This is a genomic window from Halomonas sp. A020 (assembly GCF_027943625.1).
Lineage (GTDB): Bacteria > Pseudomonadota > Gammaproteobacteria > Pseudomonadales > Halomonadaceae > Vreelandella > Vreelandella piezotolerans.
This window is the reverse complement of sequence record NZ_AP022850.1, coordinates 968,659-994,684: the sequence shown is the minus strand read 5'-3', so window position 1 is coordinate 994,684 and position 26,026 is coordinate 968,659. Positions and strand designations below refer to the sequence as shown.

Genomic DNA, 26,026 nt, shown 5'->3' with positions numbered 1-26,026 from the left:
GCTATTTTGGTGCTAAGTGGCCTGGAGCATGTTTTTTGTATACGGCTAAGTGGTTGATTGTGTTTTTAATCATGGTCTTTGTTCCACATTGGCGCACCCCTTGCAGTGTGTAGAGCGACGTGTGAAGAACGAGCAGCAACTCGCTACCCACGAGTGGACGCACCAAGTGCTCCGTCGCCTCGATAACGACAACGCTTGGCCGCGGTACCCCAAACACGAGCCCCAACCATAAGGGGCGCAAGGAGGTTCAAGTGACCACACTGCAGCGCAAGACACACCCTCGTACCCTTAGCCGTTTCGCTACTGCCTTGATCACCGCCGCCGTTATGGGCGCGAGCGCCCAAGCGGTCGCCCAAGATGACGACCCCATTAAAGTCGGTATTCTGCACTCGCTCTCTGGCACCATGGCCATCAGTGAATCCACCCTGAAAGACACCGTGGAAATGCTCATCGAGCAGCAGAACGAGGCCGGTGGCCTGTTGGGCCGTCAGCTAGAGGCCGTGGTGGTCGACCCTGCGTCCAATTGGCCGCTGTTTGCCGAACGCGCCCGTGAGCTGCTGGCCCAGGAAGAGGTGGATGTGATCTTCGGCAACTGGACCTCCGTCTCCCGTAAAGCGGTGCTGCCGGTGGTCGAAGAGCTCAACGGCCTGCTGTTCTACCCGGTGCAGTACGAGGGCGAAGAGTCGTCGGAAAACGTCTTCTACACCGGGGCTGCCCCTAATCAGCAGGCCATTCCTGCCGTGGAGTATTTGATCAACGAAGTGGGCATCGAGCGCTTCGCGCTGATCGGTACCGACTACGTCTACCCGCGCACCACCAACCGCATCTTAGAAGCCTTCCTGAAAGATGAGCACGGCGTGGCGGAAGAGGACATCATGGTCAACTACACGCCCTTCGGCCACTCGGATTGGCAGAACATCGTCTCCGAAATCCGCCGCTTTGGCGAAGAGGGTAAGCCCACCGCCGTGATCTCTACCATTAACGGCGACGCCAACGTGCCGTTCTACCGCGAGCTGGCTAACCAGGGTATCGACGCCGCCGACATTCCGGTCATCGCCTTCTCGGTGGGCGAGCAGGAACTGTCCGGTATCGATACCGCGCCGTTGGTGGGCCACCTGGCCGCCTGGAACTACTTCATGAGCGTGGATACCGACGCCAACTATGACTTCATCGATGCCTGGATCGAGCATACCGGTGACGAGATGTCGGTGACCAACGACCCCATGGAAGCGCACTACATCGGCTTCAACATGTGGACCGAAGCGGTGCGTAAAGCGGGTACCACCGACGTGGACGCGGTGAAAGACGCGATTATCGGCGTGACCGTGCCGAACCTCTCCGGCGGCTATGCGGCGATGATGCCCAACCACCACATCACCAAACCGGTGCTGATTGGCGAAGTTCAGGATAACGGGCAGTTCGATATCGTTTGGCAAACGCCCTCTACCGTGGCCGGTGATGCGTGGTCGGACTACCTACCGGGCTCCCGCGACCTGATCGCCGATTGGCGCAAGCCCATGGAGTGCGGCAACTTCAACGTTGTGAACGGCTCGTGCGGGGGTAGCACCGCCGCAGAAGAAGCCGAAGCAGCGCTCGCCGAGTAACGCTCGCCGGGTAATCCTTGCCCCTACTGTGCCTGTTTATCGGTGCAGTAGGGGAGCACGCTATCTCCCCCCTTCGATCACCAAAGGAAGAACCCCATGAGGCGTTTCCTTTCCTTGGGGCTACTGTGTCTGATGCTACTCGGCACCGCCGTGACGGCGCAGGCACAAAGCAGCTCCTCGAACCCCGATGACCAAGCAGCCCTTGCGCTACTCAGCGCGCTGGATGTGGACTCCTACCGCGATAAAGGCGACGCCATTACCGCCATTTTACAAAGCGACGACGAGCGCGCACGCGACTGGCTGCAGGCGCTGCTGGATGGCCGCCTGCAGCGCACCGACGATGGCCGCTTCGTGCTGGTGCTGGATAATCGCGGCCGCGACTGGCCGGTGGCCGATGCGCTGACCAACGAGCCGCTGGGCGACATGTCTCGCCGCGACTTGGACCGCATCGGCATCAACAATGCGCTGCGTAACCAGCTGCGTAGCGCCATTGCCGTGGTGGATCTCTACTCCCCCAACGTCGAGCGCCGCCGCACCTCCGCCGACCGTCTGCTGGGTGAAGTGGACGGCGAACTGGCCGAGACGTTGGCACCGGTGATTGCCGACGCAGAGGATGAGTACGTGCGCACACGCTTGGCGCAAGCGGTGGCGATATACCGCGCGGAACAGGGTGAGATGGCAGGCGTAGAAGCCCTCTCCGGCAGCCTACACCCGCGAGCTCGCGTGGCGCTGGGCCGTGCGGCGAACAGCGACGACGCTGTTGTTGCCGATGCAGCAACAGCGGCGCTGGCTGGCATTGAGCAGCAACTCAAGATCAACCGCGGCCTGGAGACGCTCTACTTCGGCTTGAGCCTGGGCTCGGTGCTGGTGCTGGCAGCCATTGGCCTGGCGATTACCTTTGGCGTTATGGGCGTGATCAACATGGCCCACGGCGAGCTGATGATGCTGGGCGCTTACACCACTTGGATGATGCAGCAGCTTCTGCCGGGCCAGCCGGGGCTGGCGCTGATTCTATCGATTCCGGCGGGCTTTATGGTGGCCGCCCTGGTAGGCATTGCCATCGAGCGGGGTGTGATTCAGTTCCTCAAAGGCCGCCCGCTGGAAACCTTGCTGGCCACCTTCGGTATCAGCTTGATTCTTCAGCAGCTAGTGCGCACGGTCATTTCACCGCTCAACCGCACCGTGGTGACGCCGGAGTGGATGAGCGGCTCGCTGGTGATCAACGACGCGCTCTCGCTGACCCTCAACCGTATGTACGTGCTGGGCTTTGCGCTGGTGGTGTTTGCCGCGCTGATGCTGATCATGCGCCGCACCCGACTAGGACTCGAAGTGCGTGCCGTCACCCAGAACCGCGCCATGGCACGCTCTATGGGCATTCGTGCCACTCGCGTGGACATCATGACGTTTGCGCTGGGCTCGGGCGTGGCGGGGTTGGCGGGCGTGGCGCTCTCCCAGCTCACCAACGTGGGACCCAACCTCGGCCAGAACTACATCATCGATTCGTTCATGGTGGTGGTATTCGGCGGCGTGGGTAACCTGTGGGGCACGCTGGTGGCGGGGCTCTCGCTGGGCGTGATCAATCAGGTGCTGGAGCCCTGGGCCGGTGCCGTGTTGGCCAAGATCATCGTGCTGGTGTTCATCATTCTATTCATTCAAAAACGCCCGCGTGGACTCTTCCCGCAGAAGGGCCGGGCTGCGGAGGGCTAAGTGATGACGATGCAATCGACGTCCAGTCAATTCTGGCTGACACGCCCGTTCGGTGAGCGGGCCACGCAACTTTTCCTCGGCGTGCTGCTGAGCGCCCTGGTGCTGGTCACCGTGCTGCATTTGGCGGTGCCCCAGGGGCATCCGCTGCATGTGAACGCTTACACCGTCAACCTGTTCGGTAAGTACCTGAGCTACGCGCTGCTCGCGGTGGCGGTGGATTTGGTGTGGGGCTATTTGGGCATATTGAGCCTGGGCCACGGGGCGTTTTTCGCCATTGGCGGCTACGCCATGGGCATGTACCTGATGCGCCAAATCGGTGATCGCGGCACCTACGGCCATCCGGTCCTACCGGACTTCATGGTGTTCCTCAACTGGGACAGCCTGCCCTGGTACTGGCACGGCTTCGACATGGCCTGGTTCGCCTTTGCCATGGTGCTACTGGCACCGGGGATGCTGGCGCTGGTGTTCGGCTTTTTGGCCTTCCGATCGCGGGTCACGGGGGTGTATCTCTCGATCATCACCCAGGCGCTCACCTTTGCCCTGATGCTGGCCTTCTTCCGCAACGAGATGGGCTTTGGCGGCAATAACGGCCTGACCGATTTCCGCGAGCTGCTGGGCTTCAACCTGCGTAGCGACGCCACCCGCTTGGGGCTATTCATTGCCACCGGCGTGGCGCTGGCGCTGGGCTATATCCTCTGCCGCGCCATCGTCACCAGCAAGCTGGGCCGGGTCTGTGTGGCGACGCGCGATGCCGAGGCGCGCACGCGTTTCATAGGCTATCGCGTCGAGCGCTTCCAGCTCTTCGTGTTCGTGGTCTCGGCCATGCTGGCAGGCCTTGCCGGGGCGCTTTATGTACCGCAGGTGGGTATCATCAACCCCAGCGAGTTCTCGCCGCTGTTCTCCATCGAAATCGTGCTGTGGGTGGCGTTGGGTGGCCGGGCCACGCTGTACGGCGCGGTGATCGGCGCGATTTTGGTCAACTACGCCAAAACCATTTTCACCGGCATCATGCCCGACGCCTGGCTGTTCGCGCTGGGCGCGCTGTTCGTGCTGGTGACGGTGCTGCTGCCCAAAGGCGTGGCGGGGCTGTTAGGCCACCTAAAGCGCCGTAAAGAGGAGGATCACCCACCCAAGGAGGCCACCGCATGAGCCTATTACAATCGCTAAAAGCGCGGGATAGGGTGTTCGATTTCATGGCGACCCAGTCCTCGCCGGTCGACGTGCGCCACGGCCCGATTCTGTATATGGAAGACGTCACCGTCAGCTTCGATGGCTTCAAGGCGATCAACAACTTGAACTTGACCATCGACGACGGCGAGCTGCGCTGCATCATCGGCCCCAACGGGGCCGGTAAAACCACCATGATGGATATCATCACCGGCAAGACGCGGCCTACCGAGGGCAGCGTGTGGTTCGGCAGCCGCCACAACCTGCTGCAAATGAACGAGCCAGACATTGCTAGCCTCGGCATTGGCCGTAAGTTCCAGAAGCCCACGGTGTTCGAAGCGCTCAGCGTGTTCGAGAACCTGGAGCTGGCGATGGCCGCTGACAAGCGCATCTTCCCCACGCTGACCGCCCGCATGACCGGCGAGATCAAAGACCGCATCGACGACGTGCTGGAAACCATCGGCCTGACCGAGCTGCGCTTTCAGCCCGCCGGGATCCTCTCCCACGGCCAAAAACAGTGGCTGGAGATCGGCATGCTGTTGATGCAGCGCCCGCGTCTGCTGTTGGTGGATGAGCCGGTGGCGGGCATGACCGAGCAGGAGATGGAGCGCACCGCCGAGCTGCTCACCGGCTTGGCGGGCAAGCAGTCGGTGGTGGTGGTAGAGCACGATATGGGCTTCGTGCGCTCGATTGCGCGTAAGGTGACCGTGCTGCACCAGGGCAGCGTGCTGGCCGAAGGCAGCATGGATCAGGTCTCCAATGACCCTAAAGTGGTCGAGGTGTATCTAGGGTCGGATGAAGAGGAGAGCGCCTGATGCTAGCCATTGAAAAGCTCAACCAGTTCTACGGCGAGAGCCACACCCTGTGGGACTTAGACCTAGACGTGCCCGCCGGGCAGTGCACCTGCGTGATGGGCCGCAACGGGGTGGGTAAAACCACCCTGATGAAAGCCATCATGGGCGAAGTCGCGGTGAAAAGTGGTCAGCTGCGCTACCAGGGCGACGGCAGCGAGATCGAACTCACCAAAAAAGCCGTGGAAGCGCGCTCGCGACTGGGCATCGGCTTCGTGCCCCAGGGGCGGCAGATCTTCCCGCTGCTCACGGTGGAGGAGAACCTGCGCACCGGCTTGGCCGCCCGAGGCGACGGGCTGAAGAAAATCCCCAAGCGCATCTACGAGCTGTTTCCGGTGCTCGAAGAGATGAAGCACCGCCGAGGCGGTGACCTATCCGGCGGGCAACAGCAGCAGCTTGCCATTGGCCGCGCGCTGGTGATCGAACCGAAGCTGCTGATTCTGGACGAGCCCGGCGAGGGCATTCAGCCCAATATCGTCGCCCAAATCGGCCAGGTGATTCGCCAACTGATCAAAGAGGACGGCCTGACGGTGCTGCTGGTCGAGCAAAAGCTGCCCTTTGCCCGCAAATACGCCGATCGCTTCGTCATCATGGACCGCGGCCGTCCGGTGGCCAAAGGCGAGATCAGCGAACTCTCCAACGAGCTGATCAAGCAGCATTTGACGGTTTGAGTTATCCACACCCCCTTTAACCTTTCTTTTCCTGTTTACTGAGCACACTCTAATAGCCCTCTCGTTTCATGTAGAAAAGAGGGGGCTTTTTGCTTAAAACCCTGCGCTGAGTAGGTTTTGGCGCTGCGTTTTATGTGTAACATGGCCAGTTTCAACAACAATCGTTGGGTGGGGTATGCGTTATAAAGACAAACATCAGCTCGCTGCCGAGTGGCAGGCACTCCTGGAGCGCACGCCGGTGGCGCTTCGCCAGGCGGTGGAGACGCTGGTGAAATCCCGCCGCGATATCTTTGCCGATCATTTTTATCAAGTGATGTTGGAAGACCCCCACGCGTCGCTGTTTCTCTCCAATGAGCAGGTAAAAAACCGGCTGCACCCCTCCATGCAGCGCTGGCTCAGTGCTATGTTTGCCGTCGAGCATGCGGATTTCGAATCGCTGGTCGAGCAGCAGGAAAAGGTTGGCCAAGTGCATGCGCGTATCGATATTCCCGTGAATTTAGTGCTCAACGGCGCGCGACAGTTGAAGCAGGCGCTGTATGCGCACATTCACGCTACCCTGGGGGCGGAACTCTCCTCCGGCGAGGCGGCGGTGTATGTGTCCGATCATATCGATATGGCGATGGAAATCATGAGCCACGCCTACTCCGTGGCCAACAATCGCAACACCCGCACCGAAGAAGCCTATAAGCTGTTTTCTTTGACCCAGAGCATCGGCGATGAGCGCGAGCGGCAGCGTTCGGCGCTGCTCGATTGGGAAAACGCACTGATGTTTGCCGTCGCTGCGCAGCAGGCAACGACGGCTTTACCCCGATTAGCCAGTTCCGAGTTTGGGCTTTGGTATCACCACAAGGCGTGTCACGCCTTTGAGGGCGCGCCGGAAATTACCACCATTTCACGGCATGTTCGTCGCGTGGACGAGGAGTGGCTCGTCCAGCTAGGCGACTCAGACAGCCAGCGTCGCCTGACCGCGTTGAGCAGCATTCGCGATGCGGCTCGCACGATCTTGATGCTGTTGGATGACGTTCTGGATCGCGCCTCGGGGCTCGAAGCAGGCCGCGATAGCCTGACGCGTTTGCTCAATCGCAAGTTCCTCTCGGTGGTGCTGAACCGTGAAATAGAGATCGCGCGCCACTCGGAAAAGTGTTTTGCGCTTCTCATGGTGGATATCGATCACTTCAAGGCGATCAACGATACCCACGGCCATGACGCGGGCGACCATGTGCTGCAGCAGGTGGCCAGCATTCTCGACCGCTCGACCCGGGGCGGTGACTACGTGTTCCGCATGGGCGGTGAAGAGTTTTTGATCGTGCTAGTGGATACGGACCAAGACGGTAGCCGCCTGTTTGCCGAGCGGCTGCGCCACGCCGTGGCCAAAGAGCCGATGTTGGCCGCTGCCGATACGCTGCTGAACGTCACGGTGAGTATCGGTGTCACGCTGCACGATGGTCACCCCGATTACCAGCGCTCGATGCAGCGTGCCGACCAGGCGCTATACCAAGCGAAACGCAGTGGGCGCGATCGGGTGGTGGTGGCCGCGGCCACTGAGTAATATCGCTGTCTGCCTTGTTTCGGTCATTTATCTACGGAGAACACCATGTCGATGCGCGCTACGCTACTTACAGCACTGTTGATGATGAGTACCCCGCTGTTGGCGGCCCACCACGGTGGCGATTCCTCTGAGGCGATGGCAGGGCACTCCGCTATTGAAGCGGAGCAACCCTGGACCCGTGCCACGCCGCCGGGAGCGGGGGCGGGCGGTGGCTTCGTCACCCTTACCAATCACGGCGATGGCGACGACATGCTGATAGGAGCGACCAGTCCGGTCACCGAGCGTGTCGAGATTCACATCATGGAGATGGACGGCGATGTGATGCGCATGGCCCCCCTGCCCGGTGGCATCGAGTTACCGGCGGGTGGGAGCGTGACGCTCGCGCCGGGCGGCTTGCACTTGATGTTGATGGAACTGGACTCACCCATCGTCGAGGGTGAGCCCGTCCCCGTGACGCTGGAGTTCCAACACGCCGAGCCGATGGAGATCGAGCTTCGGGTGCTGCCCGTAGGGGCGTCTCCAGAGGGTCACCACCATGAAAGTGGTCATAGTCATGGTCATAATCACGCGGCGCACTAAGCAGCCCGCCGCGTCAGTCTACCGCCCCGTTAGCCTTGGCGAGCGGGGCGGCGCTCTTGCAATGGCCGCACGATCAGCCAGTCGATGATCAGCATCACGAGCAGCGACGCCCCAACGAGCGGAAACAGCACGCCGCCTATCACTAACATGGCGATCAGCCCACGAAACACGCGTTTATCAGTGGGCAAGGGCGGCACGCCCATGCCCCCCGAAGGACGGCGTTTCCACCACATCACACCGGCCGCCACGCACATCACGATGATCGCGATACACACCGCCAGCAGCACGAGCTGATTGATCAGCCCAAACTCCTGCCCCAAATGTACATTAATTCCAAACTCCAGCCAGCGACCGAGCGGGCCGTAGTCGGCGTAGTGCATATCGATTAGCGGCTTGCCGCTGTACTGGTCGAGGTGGACCACGCGCTGCTGGGACAAGTCATCGGGATAAATCGAGCCGGTGTACACCCCGGCGGCCGTGGTAGGTAGGTTGACCGTGTAGCCCTGCTGCAAGCCCAGCGCTTCCAGCTGCGCCACGGCGTTGTTCAACCCAATGCGCGGGGTGGGCGCGGCGGGCGGTGTCGATTCCGGCACTTGCGCCTGCTCCAGCGACCAGCTCGTGCTGCCCTGGTCGCTCAGGTAGGCGTTGGACATCGGCACTTCAACACGCACGCCGGACGGGTAGCCAAAGTTATTGCCGTTGGCCCACTCATTCACCTGCGCGCCCCACACCCCCGACCACGGCATGCCGGTAATGGCCAGAAAGACGATAAACCCGCCGACAAAGAGCCCCAGCACCGCGTGCAGGTCGCGCCAGAATACGCGGCTTTTAGGCTTGCCGCGCACGCGCACCACGCCGCCGCTGCCTTTGCGCGGCCACCACAGATAGATACCCGTGACGACCAGCAAGATCGACCAGCCCGCGGCCATCTCGATCAGCTTGCGCGGCGTTTGCCCGAAAAATTTAAAGCTATGCAGGTAGCGCACGGTCCACATCACCGTGCCCCGGTCATCCAGCGAGCCCAGCACCTCGGCAGTGTACGGGTTCACATAGACGGCCAACCGTTCTCCGCTAAGGGTATTGACGGTAATTTCAGCCGAGTTTTCCGGCGTGGTGGGGGAGGTGTACTTCACCGCCGTGCCGGGGTGCGCCTGCAGCGCGGCGCTCACGAGCGTTGCGGGTGGCTGCACGTCCTGCTGTGCCTCCACGCGCTTGAGATCGTAGTGGATGAGGGCATCTAACTCGTCATCGAACAGGTAAAGCGCTCCGGTCAGCGACAGAGTAATCAAAAAAGGCAGGACTAACAGGCCTGCATAAAAGTGCCAGCGCCAAACGGCGCGATACAGATCGAGTGACGCTTTGCGCGCCACCTGGGAAGACGTCATCGTCGTCATACAACGCTCCAAGCGCCCGTGGCGCCGCGCCGGGCGTACCAGCGGCATCACAGGCAAAATAAGTGGTTAGCCACACCCGTTATGGGGTGGCCCGTCATGGGGTGGCAAAGGGGAAATATCGGTGCGTTAAATGAGGCGTGGCGACGGTGGGGCGCGGGAGTGAGCGTGGGGATAGTGACGTGACACCCCAGCGCGCGAAGCGAACACCGAGGGCAGGGGCGTACGCGATGGAAATGCCGTGCTGCCAATGGCGGGTAAGTGTTGAGGGGCGGTCGGCGTATGCTGCCATAAGCCGCAATAATCACAGGGGTGATACCAGCGGTGGAGCGGGTCATGGTCGTGCGGCGACGGGGCGGGCGACGTCGTAGAATGCGTGGCATGCTGGCCATGGGCATGCGCGGTAGCGTGGCCCTGCGCTTGAAACTGCGAGAGGAGCGGCCCGGCAAATACCAGAAAGAGCGCCGCGAACGCCAAGTAGAGCGCTATACGGTACCCCATGGAATTTGCCGAGCGGAAAGGTCGCATCTCACACTACGCTTTGTAAGCGGCTTAAAGAGAGAGAATTGTACAGCTTGACGCGTGAGCAGCGCACTCAGTGCCGTATATGAACGCTGTGGTGTATTGCCGCGAAGGACGATGACGGTGCTTGAGTCTATTTGGTGCAATGTTCGATGGAGATGCTCTTTTTTGGTGCTTTAAAGCAGCGTCGAGACCCATGGCAGCGGCTGTCAACCACTGTGTGAGCGGCCGAGACGCACCGCTGCCGCGCTTTCACCATTTTGGCGCACTCTTTGCATTGTAAGGCAATGATTTATCTACCAGGAAGCGACAGCGCCCCATGATGTTGAGCGAACCCGCCCCCGCCGCCGCTGGTTCTGGCCACCGCTTTGACGCCGAGCGTCGCTGGGCCGCCTCGCTGGCCCTACGCTTTGCCAACCGCGATGGCGTCACCCGGCTAGTGCAGGCACGCCACCAAGGGCCATTACGAGTACAACGCCCCTTCTACCCGGAAGGCAGCCAGGAAGCGTGCCACGTTTACGTATTGCACCCGCCTGGCGGGCTCGTCAGCGGCGATGCGCTGACCATTCGTGCCCATGTCGAGCGCGGCGCCCACGCGCTACTCACCACGCCCGCGGCCAACAAGCTCTACAAAGCCGACAGCCAAGACGTGGCCTGGACACAGCACACCGAGCTGGCGGTCGAAGAGGGCGGCTCCTTGGAGTGGCTGCCCCAGGAAACCATCGCGTTCGATGGGTCGAAAGGTAGCCAGCGTACGCACATTGCGCTCCAAGGCACCGCCCGCTGCCTGGGCTGGGAAGTGATGGCCCTTGGCCGCCCGGCCAGCGAGTTGCCCTATGTCTCCGGGCGCATCGAGCAGCACTTTCGCTTGACCCTGGATGGCAAACCGCTATGGCTTGAACGCCAGCCGCTAGACCCCGGGCACCCACGCTTTGCGGGCCGCTGGGGCCAAGGCGGTGCCACGGTGCAGGCCACGCTCTGGGCCGTGGGGCTCGACGATGCCGCTGCGGCCATCGACGCACTGCGTGAAGCGCTGCCGGATAACCCCCGCTGGGCGGTGACCGTTCGCCATGGCGTACTGCTATTGCGCTATTTAGGTGCATCCCGAAACGAAGCCTGGGCGCTGTGTGAGCAGGCCTGGCACCTACTGCGGCCCCGTTGGATCGAGCGCAAGGCGCACACGCCGCGTATTTGGCTAACCTAATGAGTAATACGCTCATAACGCTGGAGAGGCTCCATGGAACTAACCCCACGAGACAAAGACAAGCTGATGCTGTTTACCGCGGCTCAGCTTGCCGAACGCCGCAAAGCGCGCGGCCTGAAACTCAACTACCCCGAAGCCGTGGCGCTGATCAGCTTCGAGATCATGGAAGGCGCACGGGATGGCAAGAGCGTGGCCGATTTGATGAGTTACGGCCGCGAGATCCTGACCCGCGACGACGTGATGGAGGGCGTGGCGGAGATGGTCGATGAAGTGCAGGTGGAAGCCACTTTTCCCGATGGCACTAAGTTGGTCACCGTCCACACCCCTATCAATTAACCGTCCACCGCTAGGAGAGTGCCATGATTCCCGGTGAGTATCAGTTGTACGAAGAGGATATCGAGCTGTGCGCGGGCCGCGAACGCATCACCGTCGAGGTGGCCAATACCGGCGACCGCCCCATTCAGCTCGGCTCCCACTACCATTTTGCCGAAGCCAATCCGGCGCTGGTGTTCGACCGCGATAAAACCCGTGGCTACCGCCTGGACGTCGCCGCCGGCACCGCCATCCGCTTCGAGCCCGGTCAAACCCGCGACGTCACGCTGATACCGTTCGTCGGCAAGCGGGAAATCTACGGCTTCCGTGGCGATGTGATGGGGCCGCTCGATTAGCCAACGGATTAATAAAGAACAACCGTCGGTAGGGCGGGCATCGGCTGGGTGACTGTTCACACAGGCGATGCCCGCCCAGCACTGGACTCAACGCTTGAGGCAGAGGCAAATATGAAACCGGTAAACAAGATCAGTCGGCAAGCCTACGCCGATATGTATGGCCCCACGGTAGGCGACCGCGTGCGCCTGGGCGACACCGAACTCTGGATCCAAGTCGAAAAAGACGCCACCCACTACGGTGAAGAAGTGAAGTTTGGCGGCGGCAAGGTCATCCGCGATGGTATGGGTCAAAGCCAGCGCCAGGATGCCTCGGTGATGGACACCGTGATCACCAACGCGCTGATTCTGGACTGGTGGGGCATCGTCAAAGCCGATGTGGGGCTGCAAAACGGCCGCATCGCCGCCGTTGGCAAAGCCGGCAACCCCGACACCCAGCCCGATGTCGAGATCGTCATTGGCCCCGGCACCGAAGTGATTGCGGGCGAAGGCAAAATTCTCACTGCAGGCGGCATCGACGCGCATATCCACTTCATCTGCCCCCAGCAGGTGGAAGAAGCGCTGATGAGCGGCGTCACCACCATGCTCGGCGGCGGCACCGGCCCTGCCACCGGCTCCAACGCCACCACCTGCACCCCCGGTGAGTGGCACATTGGCAAGATGCTCCAGGCGGTGGACGATCTGCCCATGAACATCGGCCTGCTCGGCAAGGGCAACGCCAGCCTGCCGGAAGGGCTCGAAGCGCAGTTGGAAGCCGGTGCCATGGGCCTCAAACTCCACGAAGACTGGGGGACTACCCCGGCCTCTATCGATAACTGCCTGAGCGTGGCGGAAAAGTACGACGTGCAGATCGCCATCCACACCGACACGCTCAACGAGTCCGGCTTCGTGGAAGACACCCTGGCGGCCTTCAAAGAGCGCGGCATCCACACCTACCACACCGAAGGCGCAGGCGGCGGTCACGCCCCGGACATTCTCACCGCCTGCTCCAAGGAGTATGTGCTTCCGTCCTCCACCAACCCCACACGTCCCTACACGGTGAACACCATCGACGAGCACTTGGATATGCTCATGGTGTGCCACCACCTGGACCCCAATATTCCCGAAGACGTGGCCTTTGCCGATTCACGCATTCGCCGCGAAACCATCGCCGCCGAGGATATCCTCCACGACCTGGGCGTGATCTCGATGATCGCTTCCGACTCCCAGGCCATGGGCCGGGTGGGTGAAGTGGTCTGCCGCACTTGGCAAACGGCGCACAAAATGAAGGTGCAGCGCGGCCTGCTGCCGGAAGACGAGGCGATGGGGGCCGATAACCTGCGCGCCAAGCGTTACATTGCCAAGTACACCATCAACCCTGCGATTACCCACGGTATTGCCCACGAGGTCGGTTCGATCGAAGTCGGCAAGCTGGCGGATTTGGTGCTGTGGAAGCCCGCGTTCTTCGGCGTGAAGCCATCGCTGATTTTGAAAGGCGGCATGATTGCGGCTGCACCCATGGGCGACCCCAACGCCTCGATTCCTACACCGCAGCCGGTGCACTACCGCCCCATGTTCGGCACCTTTGGCCGCGCGGCCAGTCAGGTAAGGCTCAACTTCGTCAGCCAGGCCGCCATCGATGCGGGCATCCAGGAGCGGCTGGGCCTACAAAGCACGTTGTCCGCCTGCAAGAACGTGCGCGGCGTGCGCAAAAAGGACATGAAGCTCAACGACGCCTGCCCAGAGCTCACCGTCGACCCGCAAACCTACGAAGTGCGCTGCGACGGCGAACTGCTCACCTGCGAGCCCGCCACCGAGCTGCCGCTGGCGCAGCGGTATCACTTGTTTTGAACATAGAGAACACACTCCCATGACATGATAGCCGGGAGTAGCCCGTAGAGAGGGTCTTTTGCCATGGCCGGAAAATGTTCCCTACATTTCCGGCATTTCCTCCATCCATGGAGGTCAGATGGCAAAAGTAGCGTACAGGGAGGTATTCACAGCGCCCTCTCGTAGGGTTGCTCCCGGCGAGCCCCCCAAGGCTATAACAGGACGGTATCGATGTTGAAACTGATTGAACGCCTCGGCCCCGTAGAAGAGGACACCGCCAGCGACACGCTGACACTGCCCTTCGAGCTGCGCATTCGTGGCCGCTTGAAAGCCGAGAGCGATAGCGGCCAGCCGCTGGGCCTGTTTCTGGATCGCGGCCCGGTATTGCGCGATGGTGAAGGCCTGAAAGCCGACAATGGCGAGATCGTGCGCGTTTGTGCCGCCATCGAGCCCGTGGTGACCGCGCGAGTGAGTACTGGCTTACCCCTGGCACGGCTGGCGTACCACCTCGGCAATCGCCATGTGCAGCTGGCGCTGGGTGAAGACGAGCAGGGCGGCTGGGTGCGCTTCCCACCCGACCACGTTCTCGAAGAGCTGGCCGAGCTGCTGGGCGCCACACTCGAGCACCACAACGCCACCTTCGACCCCGAGCCGGGCGCCTATAACCAGGTGGGGGGTGGGCATTCGCACGGCCATGGTCATAGCCATGGCCACGGGCATTCCCATGCTCACGACCACGACCACGACCACGACCACGACCACGACCACGACCACGACCACGACCATGGACACAGCCATGCCCACTGAGCCGCCATCCGACCTCGCGCTGCTCGGGCTGATGCAGCTCGTTAGCCCCGCGCTGCCCATCGGTGCCTTTGCCTTCTCGCAAGGGCTGGAGAGCGCCTTTGAGCTGGGCTGGGTGAGTGACGAGCAGAGCCTAGCCGAGTGGCTCTCCGGCGTGCTGGACGATGGCTTGAGCCGCTGCGAGCTGCCCGTGATCGAGCGGCTACATCGCGCTTTCGAACAGCAGGATGGCACCGCCGTTGCCGCATGGGACGACTGGCTGGCCGCTACCCGTGAAACCGCCGAGCTCGCCGCCGAAGATAGCCGTCTGGGCGCCTCGCTCAAGCGGCTACTGGGCAGTCTCGACCTATTACCCCAACAAGACTCACTCACGCCCTTGCTGCCACCCCAGGCAGGCTATGTCACGCTATTTGCCTGGGCGGCTTATCAGCGCGGCATTCCCGTGCGCCAAGCATTGCTCGGTTTTGGCTGGGCATGGCTGGAAAACCAACTTGCGGTGGCCTGCAAAGCATTACCGCTGGGCCATACGGCGGCGCAGCGCATCATCGAACGGTTACGTAGTGAGCTGGTGACGGCGGTCGACCAAGCGCATCAACTCGACGATGACGAGCTTGGCCCCGCTCTGCCAGGCGTCGCTCTCGCCAGCGCTCTGCACGAAACCCAATACTCCCGCCTGTTTCGAAGTTAGCGGGCGTTATCCATTAGGAGAAACATCATGACTCACTGTTTACGCGTTGGCGTGGGTGGCCCGGTCGGCTCCGGCAAAACCGCCCTGCTCAAGCAACTCTGCTCGGCACTGCGCGACCACTACGATATCGCCGTGGTCACCAACGATATCTATACCCGTGAAGACGCCGATTTCCTGCTCAAGCACGATGCGCTGCCCGCCGACCGCATTCTCGGTGTCGAAACCGGCGGTTGCCCGCACACGGCGATTCGGGAAGATGCTTCCATGAACTTGGCAGCGATTGACGAGCTACACACCCGTCATCCCAAGCTGGAGCTGGTGCTGGTGGAATCCGGCGGCGATAACCTCTCTGCTACCTTTAGCCCCGAGCTTTCCGACCTGACGCTCTACGTCATCGATGTTTCCGCTGGCGATAAGATTCCCCGCAAAGGGGGGCCTGGCATCACCAAATCGGACCTGCTGATCATCAACAAGATCGACATCGCCGAGCAGGTACACGCCTCGCTGGAGGTGATGGAGCGCGACTCGAAGAAAATGCGCGGCGAGCGCCCCTTCGTGTTCACCAATCTCTACGATGGCGTGGGCCTCGAAGAGATCATTCGCTTCATTCTTGATAAAGGCATGCTGGAGGAGCGACGCCCGCAGGTGGCCACGGCCTAACTGCTCACGACGCTCGACGCATAAAAAAGCTGCCCAGCCCGGGAAACCCGGTGCTGGGCAGCGTTGTTTCGTGGCTGGCACCGCGCCAAAACGGGCCGTCCCTGGCCACCACTCCGTCACAGTGAACCGATAATCGATCGATAACCTTAACCCATGTTATGAAACGGCTGTTCATACGCTAATTTACTGTCCATAAACTAAAAAACGCATCCCAAGCTAAAGCTGATGGCAAGTAGGTCGATAATGAATTTACAAAAATTCAAATATCTGACCACGACTCCATTGGAAGAAACGTCATGACGAGTAATCCCCCCTCCACGCTGAAAAAGCGCCGTTCGAGTCTGCAAACCAAAGTACTGATGTTGGTGCTGCTTCCTTTGCTGCTGGTCACCGTTGCGCTGGTGTCGTTTGATGCGTATAGCCGCACGCAAGATACTCAGGAGATGTTGGCCGAACAGCGCAACATGTTGATCGAAGAGCGCCGAGCAGCCGTCCAAGACATTGTCCAAGTGGCCATGACGGCCATTGCCCCGATCTATGAGGCAGCAGGGCCTAACGATGAAGCGGCGAAACAAGAAGTGGCCAGTATCATCCGTGCTATGCGGTTTGAAGATAACAACTATCTCTTCATTTATGACTTCGACGGTAACAATATCGTCACGGCACCCGCTCCAGAGCGAGAGGGGACCAATATGATCGATGCGCAAACGCCCGATGGCACCTATTTGATTCGTGACATCATCGAGCTTGCTCGTAGCGGAGGTGGTTATTATAGCTACGTATGGGATCACCCCGGCACGCAAGCCATGGAAACGAAGCACTCGTTCGTGGGGCGCCTCGAAAAGTGGGATTGGCTGATCGGTGCGGGGGTCTACGTGGTGGATATGGAAAACGCCTTGGCCGAGATCGAAACACGGGCGATGAGCGATTTACGTGACTCTATCGGGATCACTGTCCTGATGGCGGCTGCCTTGTTCATCGCGATAGCCATGCTGACGTATGCTTTCGTTCGTCGTTTGGTAGGCCCGATCAAACGTGCTGCTGATGCCATGCTTGATATTGCCCAGGGTCGTGGTGACCTAACCCGTCGTCTTACCATAGAGAGCAACGATGAAGTGGGGAACCTCGCTGTCCAGTTCAACGCCTTTGCTGGCCGCATGCAGGATACCCTGCGCGACGTACGCCGCAGCACCGTAAGCGTCTACCACTCGGCGGGCGACATTTCCCACAGCTCGGAAGAACTGGCGACGCGCACCGAGCAGGCAGCGGCCAACTTGCAAGAAACCTCGGCTTCCATGGAAGAGATCACGTCCACCGTGAACCACAGCGCCGATAATGCCCAGCAGGCCAACAAGTTAGTGCAGTCCACCGCCGAAGTGGCGCACCAAGGCGAAGAGGCCATGGGGCAGGTCGAGCGCACCATGCGCGATATCAACGACTCCGCCTCGCGTATCAGTGACATCATCACGATGATCGACGCGATTGCCTTCCAGACCAATATTCTGGCGCTTAATGCCTCGGTCGAAGCCGCCCGCGCAGGGGAGCACGGTCGTGGGTTTGCGGTGGTGGCTCAGGAGGTTCGCACGCTAGCCAGTCGCTCCAGTAACGCGTCGAAAGAGATCCGCGAGCTGATCGATGCATCCGTACAGCACACCCACACCGGTGCGGAGCTGGTCCGCAGCGCAGGGGCCACCATGCGTGACATCGTCGAAAGCGTCTCGAAGGTCACTGACGTGATCGGTGAAATCAGCGCGGGGGCCAAAGAGCAGAGCAGTGGTATTGGTCAGATCAACACCGCCGTGGCGGAGATGGACACCATGACGCAGCAAAACGCCGCCATGGTGCAAGAGGCCACCACCGCCGCAGCGGACATGCGCCGCCACGCCGAGCACCTGAACGAACTGATCAACTCGTTCGTGCTAGGAGAAGACAGCGCCTCAGCGCCGTCACGCAGCGGGGCGCGCCAAGCGTTGCCCGCCAGCGGCGCCAACGGCACGGGGGCGGGCCAGGAGCTCAAGCGTCCAGCCCTGGCCGCCAAGCCGTCGTCTGCCGAGCATAGCGCAGACGACTGGGAAGAGTTCTAAGCGTGACGCTGGCGCAGGTGGTTGATCACGCCACCTTGCGCGATCAGCTCCCGCTGGCGGGGGCTGAGACCATGATGTAGCGTCAGCTCGCCTTTACCGGGGACATGCGCGGTCAGCGTGTCCCCGCACTCCAGTTGCCCATAGAGATCTTCGATCACCAAGCGGTCGCCCTCTGCGAGTAGGGCATTGTCTTGCTCGTGGGTAAACGTCAGTGGTAGAGCCCCGAAGCAGATCAGGTTTTGCCAGTGAATCCGCGCAAAACTCTTCGCGACCACCACCTGTAGCCCCAAATAGCGTGGCACCAGTGCGGCATTCTCGCGGCTGGAGCCTTGCCCGTAATTCGCCCCGCCAATAATTGCGTGCCCGCCCTGGGTGCGGGTGCTGTCTGCGCGCTCGGCGTAGGTCGGGTCGACCGCCTCGAACGTGAACGGCGCCGACGCATACACGCTGCTCCAATACGGCAGCACCCGCTGTCCGGCGGGCATGATGTCGTCGGTGGAGATATTGTCGCCCGTGACCAGCAGGACGGGAATGTCGAGACGATGGGGCAGCGGGCTGAGTTCTGGCAGCGCAGGGGTGTTGTCGGTTTTCTGCAGCGCTTTCAACCGGGCTTCTTCAAGGGGAAGTGGCGCCTTGAACATGTCACGGTCCACCTTGACCTGGACGGGCTCCTGGGGGCGGGGGTAAGGCATGTCGAGGGTTCGCGGGTCGGTGATGACACCCTGGATGGCCGAGGCCGCCGCCGTTTCAGGGCTGCACAAGAACACGCTGTCTTCCCGCGTGCCGGAGCGCCCGGGAAAATTGCGCGGCACGGTACGCAGACTGTTGAGCCCCACGGCGGGAGCTTGGCCCATCCCGATACAGCCATTACAGCCCGCCTGGTGCAGCCGAGCGCCGCTGGCGACCAGGTCGGCCAGGTAACCCTGCTCGATCAGTGTCGTCAGTACCTGACGGGAAGAGGGGTTGATATCGAGCGAGACACCGTCGGCGACGCGCTTGCCGCGAACGATCTCGGCCACCACGGCAAAATCTCGAAACCCCGGGTTGCCCGACGACCCGATGTAGGCCTGATGCAGCGGCTGGCCTGCTGCCTCGCGCACGGTGACGACGTTATCGGGGCTAGAAGGTAGCGCAATCATGGGCTCCAACTGGCTGAGGTCGAGCGTTTCGTGCAGGTCGTAGTGGCAGCCGGGTTCGGCGGCCAGCGCCACCCAGTCGGCTTCCCGGCCTCGGGAGGCTAAAAAGCGCCGGGTCTCTTCGTCACTGGGGAAGATCGTGGCCGTGGCGCCCATTTCGGTGCCCATGTTGGCCAATACATGGCGGTCCATGGCAGAAAGATGCGCAAGCCCCGGTCCGTAATACTCGATCATGGTGTTTTTGCCACCCGCCACGCCGTGGCGTCGCAGCAATTCCAGCACGATGTCCTTCGCCGAGACCCAATCGGGCAATTGACCTTCCAGTTTGATGCCCCAAATTTTCGGCATGGTGACATACAGCGGTTCGCCCGCCATCGCCATGGCCACTTCGATACCCCCCGCGCCAATCGCCAGCATCCCGAGCGCACCCGCCGCCGTGGTGTGGCTGTCGCAACCGACGATGGATTGGCCCGGCACGCCAAAGTTTTCCATATGCACCGGGTGGCTAATGCCGTTACCGGGGCCTGAATACCACACGCCAAAGCGCTCGCAGGCGCTTTTCAAAAACAAGTAAGTTTCGGCGTTCAGGTTATCGGCCTGCACCAAGCCGTGGTCGATGTACTGCACGCTGGGCTCGGTATGCACACGATCGAGCCCCATGGCTTCTAGTTCTAACATGACCAGCGTGCCTAACACGTCTTGCAGCAGGGCTTGGTCGATGCGAAGGGCAATTTCACTGCCCGGGGTTAGGTCACCGCTGACGAGATGGCGTTGGAGCAGTTGCTGGGCAAGGTTTAAAGGTTGAGCAGAGGAGGTTGAGGTCATGGTCAGTTATCCGATTGTCGTTGTTATCGAAAGCTCAGAGGAGGTAGGGGAAAAACGTATTCAAGGCAGGGCGTAACGACGATCTGCGCTGCCGGCTTTCACCACTTGTCCGGGCGTTTCATGGCCAATCAATGCCGGTAGCGTGGCGGATATGTCCAGCAAGGCAGGCAAATTCACGCCGGTGGCAACGTCCATTTGCTCGAACATATGCACGAGGTCTTCGGTGCACACATTGCCCGTGGCACCAGGGGCAAACGGGCAGCCGCCCAAGCCGCCCAGCGAGGCATCGAACCGGGTAATGCCCGCTTGCCACGCCGCTAAGGCGTTGGCCAGCCCCATGCCGCGGGTGTTGTGAAAATGCAGCGTAAACGGCACGCCGGGAAAGCGTTCCAGCACTTGGCGGCAGAGCGCCTCTACCTGGGCGGGGTTTGCCACGCCGGTGGTATCGCACAGCGTGATGCCTTCCACGCCCAGCGCTAGCTGCTGCTCGACGAGGGAGAACACGCGTGCCTCGGGCACTTGCCCCTCGAACGGGCAGCCAAAGGTGGTGGAGAGCGAAGCGTTGATGAAGACGCCGCTACCGCGCACCGCCTGAAGGATGGCGCCGAACTGTGTCAGCGACTCTTCCGGGGTCATGCGCAGGTTGGCGCGGCCGTGGGCGTTGCTGGCCGACATGACTAGGTTGATCTCGTCCACGCCACACGCCATTGCCTGCTCGGCCCCTTTGAGATTGGGCACCAGCACGGTCACGTCCACGCCCTCGCGGCGCTGGATGGCGCTCACCACGTCGGCGGCATCGCGCAGGTTGGGAATGGCTTTGGGCGAAACGAAAGACGTCGCTTCGATACGCGCAATGCCGGTGGCGGTGAGGGCATCGATCAGCGCAATTTTCTGCTCGGTAGGGATGAAGCGCTCTTCGCTCTGAAAGCCATCACGCGGGGCCACTTCGTTGATTTGTAACGTCGTCATGGGGGTCTCCACTTAGATGATGCCCGCTTGGCGTAGCTTGTCGCGGGTGGCGGCATCGATGCCCAGCTCGTCGAGTACGTCATCGGTATGCGCGCCGAGCGACGGCCCGCCTTGCCCCAGCCTGCCGGGCGTGGCACTTAATTTGGGCAACACGCCCGGTACCTTGAGCGGGCGGCCATCGGCGCGGGTGACGGTTTGAATCATCTCCCGGGCGAGGTAGTGGGGGTCGTTGGCGATATCGGCGGCGGTGTAGGGGAAGCCCGCCGGTACGCGGGCGTCGTCCAAGGCGCTGAGAATATCGTCGCGGCGGCGAGTCTGGGTCCAGGCTTCGATGGCCGCGTCGATCTCGTTGGCGTGCTGGCTGCGGCCATCGTTGTGGGCCATGGCAGGATGGTTGGCGAGGTCTTCACGGCCAATCACGCCCATCAAACGCTTGAAGATGCTGTCGCCATTACCGGCAATCAGCACATACTCGCCTTCGCAGGTACGGTAGGCGTTGGAGGGGGTAATGCCGGGCAGCGCGCTGCCGCTCGGTTCCCGCACCTGGCCGGTGGCATCGAACTCCGGCAGCAGGCTCTCCATCATGGCGAACACGGATTCGTACAGAGCGACATCGATCTCTTGCCCTAGGCCGCTGCGCTGGCGCTCTTGTAGGGCCAGCAGCGTGCCGATGACCGCGTAAAGTGCCGAGAGCGAATCGCCAATGCTCACGCCTACGCGTACCGACGGCTCACCCGCGTGGCCGGTTAAATAACGCAGCCCGCCCATGGCTTCACCAATGACCCCAAAGCCTGGCTTGTTGCGGTAGGGGCCGGTTTGGCCAAATCCGGATACGCGCACCATAATCAGTTTAGGATTGATCGTGGAGAGGGCCTCATACCCCAGCCCCCAACCCTCTAGCGTGCCCGGGCGAAAGTTTTCGACGATGACATCGGCCTCGGCGGCCAAGCGGCGCACCATCTCTTGCCCCTCTTCGCTGCGCAGATCCAGCGTGACCGAGCGCTTGGTACGGCTTTGCACATGCCACCACAGCGATGTGCCCTCTTCGAGAATACGCCATTTGCGAAGGGGATCGCCGGTGCCGGGCGGCTCGATTTTGATCACGTCGGCGCCAAATTCGCCCAACAGCTTGGTGGCGAACGGCCCGGCGATGAGCTGGCCAAGCTCTACGACTTTAAGGCCATCGAGAGGAAGCTGGCGGGTGGTCATAATGAACGCTCCTGGTAATGCTGAGCCGTCGCGTCAGCGTGTCTGTATGCCTTGTTGTTCCTCAAGCATCTGTGAGCCTGCTGAGCATCACAATTAGGCAATCAGGAACTAGACGTTCGCCAGCGACGAACCCTTTCGCAGGCGACCGGTACGGCCTACTCCATAACGACGTGGTAAACGTGATGCTGCGATTCGATTTTGTAACGTTGAGGCTGTTCGTCGCGATTGCCGACGAAGGGCGATTGACCGCCGCTGCCGAGCGCGAACACTTGGCGCTGGCGGCCGTGAGCAAGCGGGTGAGCGATTTAGAAACGCTGGTGGGCACCGAGCTTCTCTATCGCCGCCCCCGCGGCGTGGAGCTGACCCCGGCGGGGCGCGCGTTTTTACACCACGCCCGACGTATTTTGGAGGACGTGGCACGGCTACAGGCGGAGCTGAGCGAGTATGGGGAAGGGGTGCGGGGGCATGTGCGCATTCACTCCAATACCTCGGCCATCATTGCGTTTTTGCCACAAGACTTGAGCGCCTTTGCCATGGAGTACCCGCAAATCAAAATCGATTTGCAGGAGCGCACCAGCAGCGAGGCGATTACCGCCGTGCGCGATGGCGTGGCGGATATCGGCATCTTCGCCAGCCACGTCGCCGCCGACGAGCTGGAAGTGCGTCCTTACCGGCGCGATCAGCTGGTGCTGGTGACTCCCCACGACCATCCGCTGGCGGTGCATGACAAACTCTATTTACATCAGGCCGCTGAGTACGATTTTGTCGGTTTGCAGCAGGATGCCTCGCTGCAATCCCTGCTCCACGAGCAAGCGAGCCAAGCGGGGCGCACCCTGCGCATGCGTATACAGGTGCGCAGCTTCGATGCCATTTGCCGCATGATTCATTACGGGATGGGCATCGGCGTATTGCCGCAGCGCACGCTGTACCGCGATTTGAACGATCTCAAGCTGCGCATGATACCGCTGGCCGACGACTGGGCCACCCGCGAGCTGGTGATCGGTATGCGCCACTACGCAGCGCTGCCCGTAGTGGCTCGCCACTTGGTCGATCACTTGCTCACTTCTACAGGCGCCATCGGAGAGACTCCATGACAACAACAGGCATTGCCCACGAGATTAAAGCGCTCACTTTCGATGTGTTCGGTACGGTGGTGGATTGGCGCGGTAGCGTCATCCGCGAAGGCGAACGGTTGAACCAGGCCAAAGGGCTGACTATCGACTGGGCGCGGTTTGCCGACGAGTGGCGAGCTGGTTACGCCCCCGCGATGAACCGCGTCCGCCAAGGCGAGCTGCCCTGGACCAAATTGGATGACCTGCACCGCATGACCCTCGACCGACTGCTGGTCGCCTTTGATATTGCCGAGCAGTTGGATGACGCCGAAAAAGCGCATCTCAACCGCGTGTGGCACCGCTTGATGCCCTGGCCAGACAGCGTGGACGGTCTAACGCAGCTCAAACAGCGCTATATCTTGGCCACGCTCTCCAACGGTAATATCTCGCTGCTAGTGAACATGGCGCGCCATGCGGGGCTACCCTGGGACTGCGTGCTCTCCTCGGAGCTTGCCGGGCACTATAAACGCGACCCGGAGGTGTACCACATGGCGGCCCATCTCCTCGACCTGAAGCCGTCGCAAATATTGATGGTCGCCGCCCATCAAGACGATTTACAGGCCGCTCACCGGGAGGGTATGCGCACCGCCTTCGTGAAGCGCCCGTTAGAGTTTGGGCCCGATTCCACGCCGGACTTGAGCGTCGACCCCCGCTTCGATTTGGTCGCAGAAGACTTCCTCGACTTGGCGCGACAGCTCTCATGAAACTCGATCCCACCTCGCTCAAGCTGTTCGTGAAAGTGGCCGAGCTGGGCACCATCACTGGCGCGGCGGATGCATCGTTCATGGCGACCTCTGCGGTGAGTAAGCGCCTGAGCGAGCTGGAGGCGTACTTCAATACGCCGTTGCTCAAGCGCAATAACCGGGGCATCGAGCTAACGCCTGCGGGCAGCGCACTGCTCAATCTTTCCCGAGGCGTTCTGCACAACTTAGAAGACCTCGACCTGCAGATGCGCGATTACGCCAGCGGCCAGCGAGGCATCGTGCGGGTCTTCGCCAATATGTCGGCGATCACCCAATACCTGCCCCATGAAATGCGTGCCTTTTTCGAGCGGCATCCGGATATTGGCGTGCAGTTGGAAGAGAAGGTCAGCCCGATCATCACCCGTGAAGTGATGAACAACAACGCCGACATCGGGGTCTGTGCGCAGATGCTGCACGGCTATGACCTGATCGAGTTCCCCTACCATGTCGATGATTTGGTGCTGGTGGTGCCCCAGCATCACCCGCTGGCCACGCGGGAGAGGGTGTTTTTTCAAGAATGTTTGGACTACCCCCATGTGGGTCTACACACCGCCAGCGCAATTAACTTAGAGATCATGCGGGCGGCCAGCCTAGCCAACAAAACGCTACGTATTCGTATTCAGGTGACCAGCTACGATGCGCTCTGCCTGATGGTACAGGCGGGGCTAGGCGTCGGCGTGCTGCCTCGTGGGGCGATTCGTCAGTACGTGGATGGGCTCAACGTGACCGTGTTACCGATCGAGGACGACTGGGCACGGCGCAAGCTGAGTATTTATGTCAAAGATTTAGACCGACTTTCCATGGCGGCGCGAGTGCTGGTGGAGCATTTGACTCAGGCCGCCAACGGCGCTTCAACGACGCTTTGACGCCACGTTGGTGGCGCTGCTTTCGCGTTTGGAGAAGGCAGGTTCATCAATGACCAATGTACAGCTCTCTGGATTGGCGGTATCACTTTAGTCACCGTTAAGCGACTCCCCTTGCTGACTCGGTTCTCGGGAGAGGTGCAGTTCAGGCCTCCCACAGCACAAAACATCACAACATGCTTCCCGACGCTTTGAGGACATAACAATGATGACGCTAAAATTACGCCACGTACTTCCTGCTTCTCTGCTGGCCGTCAGCGCGCTGACCGCTGCGACTGCCCAAGCGCAAACGGCACTCAACATGGGTTCGGTGCCGACGGGCACGGGTTGGTTCTTTGGTATTTCTGAAGGCGCACGGGTGATCAGCGCCAACACGCCTTACGAAATTACCGTGCGGGAAACCGGCGGCACCCGCGAAAACGCCATTCGCCTCACCAACGGTGAACTGGACCTGGCCTTCACCGAGGCGTTAGTGGGCTACGAACAGTACAACGGAGAAGGCCGCTTTGCCGATATGCCCAACCCCGATGTGCGCTTGGTGTACTGGATTGCGCCTTCGACCATGCACTGGGCCGTTCGTCAGGACAGTGGCATCGAGACCTTCGAAGACCTCAACGGTGAGCGCTTCAACCCCAGCAGCATCGGCGGGGGTGGCGAGTACATCACCGAGCAGGTGTTCGGCATCCTAGGCATCGAGCCCGATTTCCAGCGCATGCGCGTCAACGATGCGGCGGAAGGGGTCACCGATGGTCGTTTAGTGGGCTTTAGCTATAACGGCGTACCGCCCATTCCGCTGTTCACCGAAGTGCACTCCTCGCGGCCGCTACAGCTGCTGTCACTCACCGATGAGCAAGTATCGACGGTGACCACTGAGCTGCCCTTCCTGTCGCCCGCCATCGTGCCGGCCGACACCTACACCGGCATGAGCGAAGCGCAGTCGCTGGGCATTTACATGGGCATTGCGGCCACCACCGACCTCGATGCCGACACCGTGTATGAACTCACCAAAGCCTACTGGGAAAATCACGACGAAGTGGCTGCTTCCTTCAAACCTGCGGGCAGCGTCGATCCTCAAACCGTGGTCGATACGGCCACCTTCCCGCTGCATGCTGGCGCGCTGCGCTACTACCAGGAATTAGGGCTGGAGATCCCCGCCGACATCATTCCGCCTGAAGCGCAGTAACCCGCCCATGCCCCCCGCTCCTCTACGGGCG

24 protein-coding genes are annotated in these 26,026 nt (G+C 61.2%); 19 read left to right on the top strand and 5 right to left on the bottom strand.

All coding sequences use genetic code 11. From position 1 onward, the window contains the following. The first annotated feature begins 251 nt into the window (after positions 1-251). The 7 genes from urtA to FRH_RS04535 all read left to right on the top strand — a co-directional run bounded on the left by urtA (position 252) and on the right by FRH_RS04535 (position 8,128). Complete coding sequence (gene urtA / locus FRH_RS04565; protein ID WP_281997878.1) at positions 252-1,604, top strand: urea ABC transporter substrate-binding protein; 1,353 nt, start codon at positions 252-254, stop codon at positions 1,602-1,604. Positions 1,605-1,700: 96 nt separating this feature from the next. After that, positions 1,701-3,311 (top strand): urea ABC transporter permease subunit UrtB, encoded by a 1,611-nt coding sequence (gene urtB, locus FRH_RS04560; RefSeq protein WP_281997877.1) that lies wholly within the window; start codon positions 1,701-1,703, stop codon positions 3,309-3,311. Positions 3,312-3,314: 3 nt separating this feature from the next. After that, on the top strand, positions 3,315-4,460 hold the full coding sequence (gene urtC, locus FRH_RS04555; RefSeq protein WP_139526239.1) for an urea ABC transporter permease subunit UrtC: 1,146 nt from the start codon (positions 3,315-3,317) through the stop codon (positions 4,458-4,460). Next, positions 4,457-5,293 (top strand): urea ABC transporter ATP-binding protein UrtD, encoded by an 837-nt coding sequence (urtD, locus tag FRH_RS04550; protein WP_139525966.1) that lies wholly within the window; start codon positions 4,457-4,459, stop codon positions 5,291-5,293. Before urtC ends, urtD begins: the two co-directional genes overlap by 4 nt. Then, a complete protein-coding gene (gene urtE / locus FRH_RS04545) occupies positions 5,293-6,000 on the top strand; it encodes an urea ABC transporter ATP-binding subunit UrtE (RefSeq protein ID WP_239296807.1) in 708 nt (235 codons plus the stop codon). The genes urtD and urtE overlap by 1 nt, the downstream gene beginning before the upstream one ends. A 175-nt stretch (positions 6,001-6,175) precedes the next feature. Then, the gene (locus FRH_RS04540; protein ID WP_281997876.1) at positions 6,176-7,549 is read left to right on the top strand and encodes a diguanylate cyclase; all 1,374 of its coding nucleotides are present in this window, start codon (positions 6,176-6,178) and stop codon (positions 7,547-7,549) included. Between the two features lie 45 nt (positions 7,550-7,594). Next, positions 7,595-8,128 (top strand): copper chaperone PCu(A)C, encoded by a 534-nt coding sequence (locus FRH_RS04535; RefSeq protein ID WP_281997875.1) that lies wholly within the window; start codon positions 7,595-7,597, stop codon positions 8,126-8,128. A gap of 29 nt (positions 8,129-8,157) precedes the next feature. On the opposite strand, the gene FRH_RS04530 is transcribed toward FRH_RS04535, so the two are convergent. Together FRH_RS04530 and FRH_RS04525 are read right to left on the bottom strand one after the other, a co-directional pair. Further along, positions 8,158-9,522, bottom strand: a complete 1,365-nt coding sequence (locus FRH_RS04530; protein ID WP_281997874.1) for a PepSY domain-containing protein — start codon at positions 9,520-9,522, stop codon at positions 8,158-8,160. A 126-nt stretch (positions 9,523-9,648) separates the two neighbouring features. After that, a complete protein-coding gene (locus tag FRH_RS04525; RefSeq protein WP_281997873.1) occupies positions 9,649-10,020 on the bottom strand; it encodes a DUF2946 family protein in 372 nt (123 codons plus the stop codon). 340 nt (positions 10,021-10,360) lie between these two features. On the opposite strand from FRH_RS04525, the gene FRH_RS04520 reads away from it, so the two are divergent. From FRH_RS04520 to FRH_RS04485, 8 genes are all read left to right on the top strand, one after another. Continuing rightward, positions 10,361-11,245 (top strand): urease accessory protein UreD, encoded by an 885-nt coding sequence (locus FRH_RS04520; protein ID WP_281997872.1) that lies wholly within the window; start codon positions 10,361-10,363, stop codon positions 11,243-11,245. Between the two features lie 33 nt (positions 11,246-11,278). Then, positions 11,279-11,581: an urease subunit gamma gene (gene ureA, locus FRH_RS04515; RefSeq protein ID WP_239296813.1), complete on the top strand. Its 303-nt coding sequence runs from the start codon at positions 11,279-11,281 to the stop codon at positions 11,579-11,581. 23 nt (positions 11,582-11,604) lie between these two features. Further along, complete coding sequence (locus tag FRH_RS04510; protein WP_281997871.1) at positions 11,605-11,913, top strand: urease subunit beta; 309 nt, start codon at positions 11,605-11,607, stop codon at positions 11,911-11,913. A gap of 111 nt (positions 11,914-12,024) precedes the next feature. Next, positions 12,025-13,740: an urease subunit alpha gene (gene ureC / locus FRH_RS04505; RefSeq protein WP_281997870.1), complete on the top strand. Its 1,716-nt coding sequence runs from the start codon at positions 12,025-12,027 to the stop codon at positions 13,738-13,740. A 210-nt stretch (positions 13,741-13,950) separates the two neighbouring features. Further along, entirely contained in the window at positions 13,951-14,526 is a 576-nt protein-coding gene (ureE, locus tag FRH_RS04500; RefSeq protein WP_281997869.1) for an urease accessory protein UreE, read from the top strand. After that, positions 14,516-15,211, top strand: a complete 696-nt coding sequence (locus FRH_RS04495; protein WP_281998151.1) for an urease accessory protein UreF — start codon at positions 14,516-14,518, stop codon at positions 15,209-15,211. The genes ureE and FRH_RS04495 overlap by 11 nt, the downstream gene beginning before the upstream one ends. Positions 15,212-15,238: 27 nt before the next feature. After that, complete coding sequence (ureG, locus tag FRH_RS04490) at positions 15,239-15,871, top strand: urease accessory protein UreG (RefSeq protein WP_239296821.1); 633 nt, start codon at positions 15,239-15,241, stop codon at positions 15,869-15,871. Between the two features lie 296 nt (positions 15,872-16,167). Next, positions 16,168-17,955 carry a methyl-accepting chemotaxis protein gene (locus FRH_RS04485; RefSeq protein ID WP_139525954.1) on the top strand — a complete coding sequence of 596 codons (1,788 nt, stop codon included), beginning with the start codon at positions 16,168-16,170 and terminating at the stop codon, positions 17,953-17,955. Here FRH_RS04485 and FRH_RS04480 read toward each other — a convergent pair. From FRH_RS04480 to FRH_RS04470, 3 genes are read right to left on the bottom strand one after another with little or no spacing between them, the layout of a single operon-like run. Further along, on the bottom strand, positions 17,952-19,916 hold the full coding sequence (locus FRH_RS04480) for an aconitate hydratase (RefSeq protein ID WP_281997868.1): 1,965 nt from the start codon (positions 19,914-19,916) through the stop codon (positions 17,952-17,954). The genes FRH_RS04485 and FRH_RS04480 overlap by 4 nt on opposite strands. A gap of 60 nt (positions 19,917-19,976) precedes the next feature. Continuing rightward, positions 19,977-20,885: a hydroxymethylglutaryl-CoA lyase gene (locus tag FRH_RS04475; protein ID WP_281997867.1), complete on the bottom strand. Its 909-nt coding sequence runs from the start codon at positions 20,883-20,885 to the stop codon at positions 19,977-19,979. Between the two features lie 12 nt (positions 20,886-20,897). Next, complete coding sequence (locus tag FRH_RS04470) at positions 20,898-22,094, bottom strand: CoA transferase (RefSeq protein ID WP_281997866.1); 1,197 nt, start codon at positions 22,092-22,094, stop codon at positions 20,898-20,900. Positions 22,095-22,276: 182 nt separating this feature from the next. Here FRH_RS04470 and FRH_RS04465 point away from each other — a divergent pair, with 182 nt between their 5' ends. The 4 genes from FRH_RS04465 to FRH_RS04450 all read left to right on the top strand — a co-directional run bounded on the left by FRH_RS04465 (position 22,277) and on the right by FRH_RS04450 (position 25,995). Beyond that, on the top strand, positions 22,277-23,188 hold the full coding sequence (locus FRH_RS04465) for a LysR family transcriptional regulator (RefSeq protein ID WP_139525950.1): 912 nt from the start codon (positions 22,277-22,279) through the stop codon (positions 23,186-23,188). Continuing rightward, positions 23,185-23,910 carry a haloacid dehalogenase type II gene (locus FRH_RS04460; RefSeq protein WP_281997865.1) on the top strand — a complete coding sequence of 242 codons (726 nt, stop codon included), beginning with the start codon at positions 23,185-23,187 and terminating at the stop codon, positions 23,908-23,910. The genes FRH_RS04465 and FRH_RS04460 overlap by 4 nt, the downstream gene beginning before the upstream one ends. Next, a complete protein-coding gene (locus FRH_RS04455) occupies positions 23,907-24,815 on the top strand; it encodes a LysR family transcriptional regulator (protein ID WP_219862188.1) in 909 nt (302 codons plus the stop codon). Before FRH_RS04460 ends, FRH_RS04455 begins: the two co-directional genes overlap by 4 nt. 202 nt (positions 24,816-25,017) lie before the next feature. Then, positions 25,018-25,995 carry a TAXI family TRAP transporter solute-binding subunit gene (locus FRH_RS04450; protein WP_139525947.1) on the top strand — a complete coding sequence of 326 codons (978 nt, stop codon included), beginning with the start codon at positions 25,018-25,020 and terminating at the stop codon, positions 25,993-25,995. Positions 25,996-26,026 lie beyond the last annotated feature (31 nt).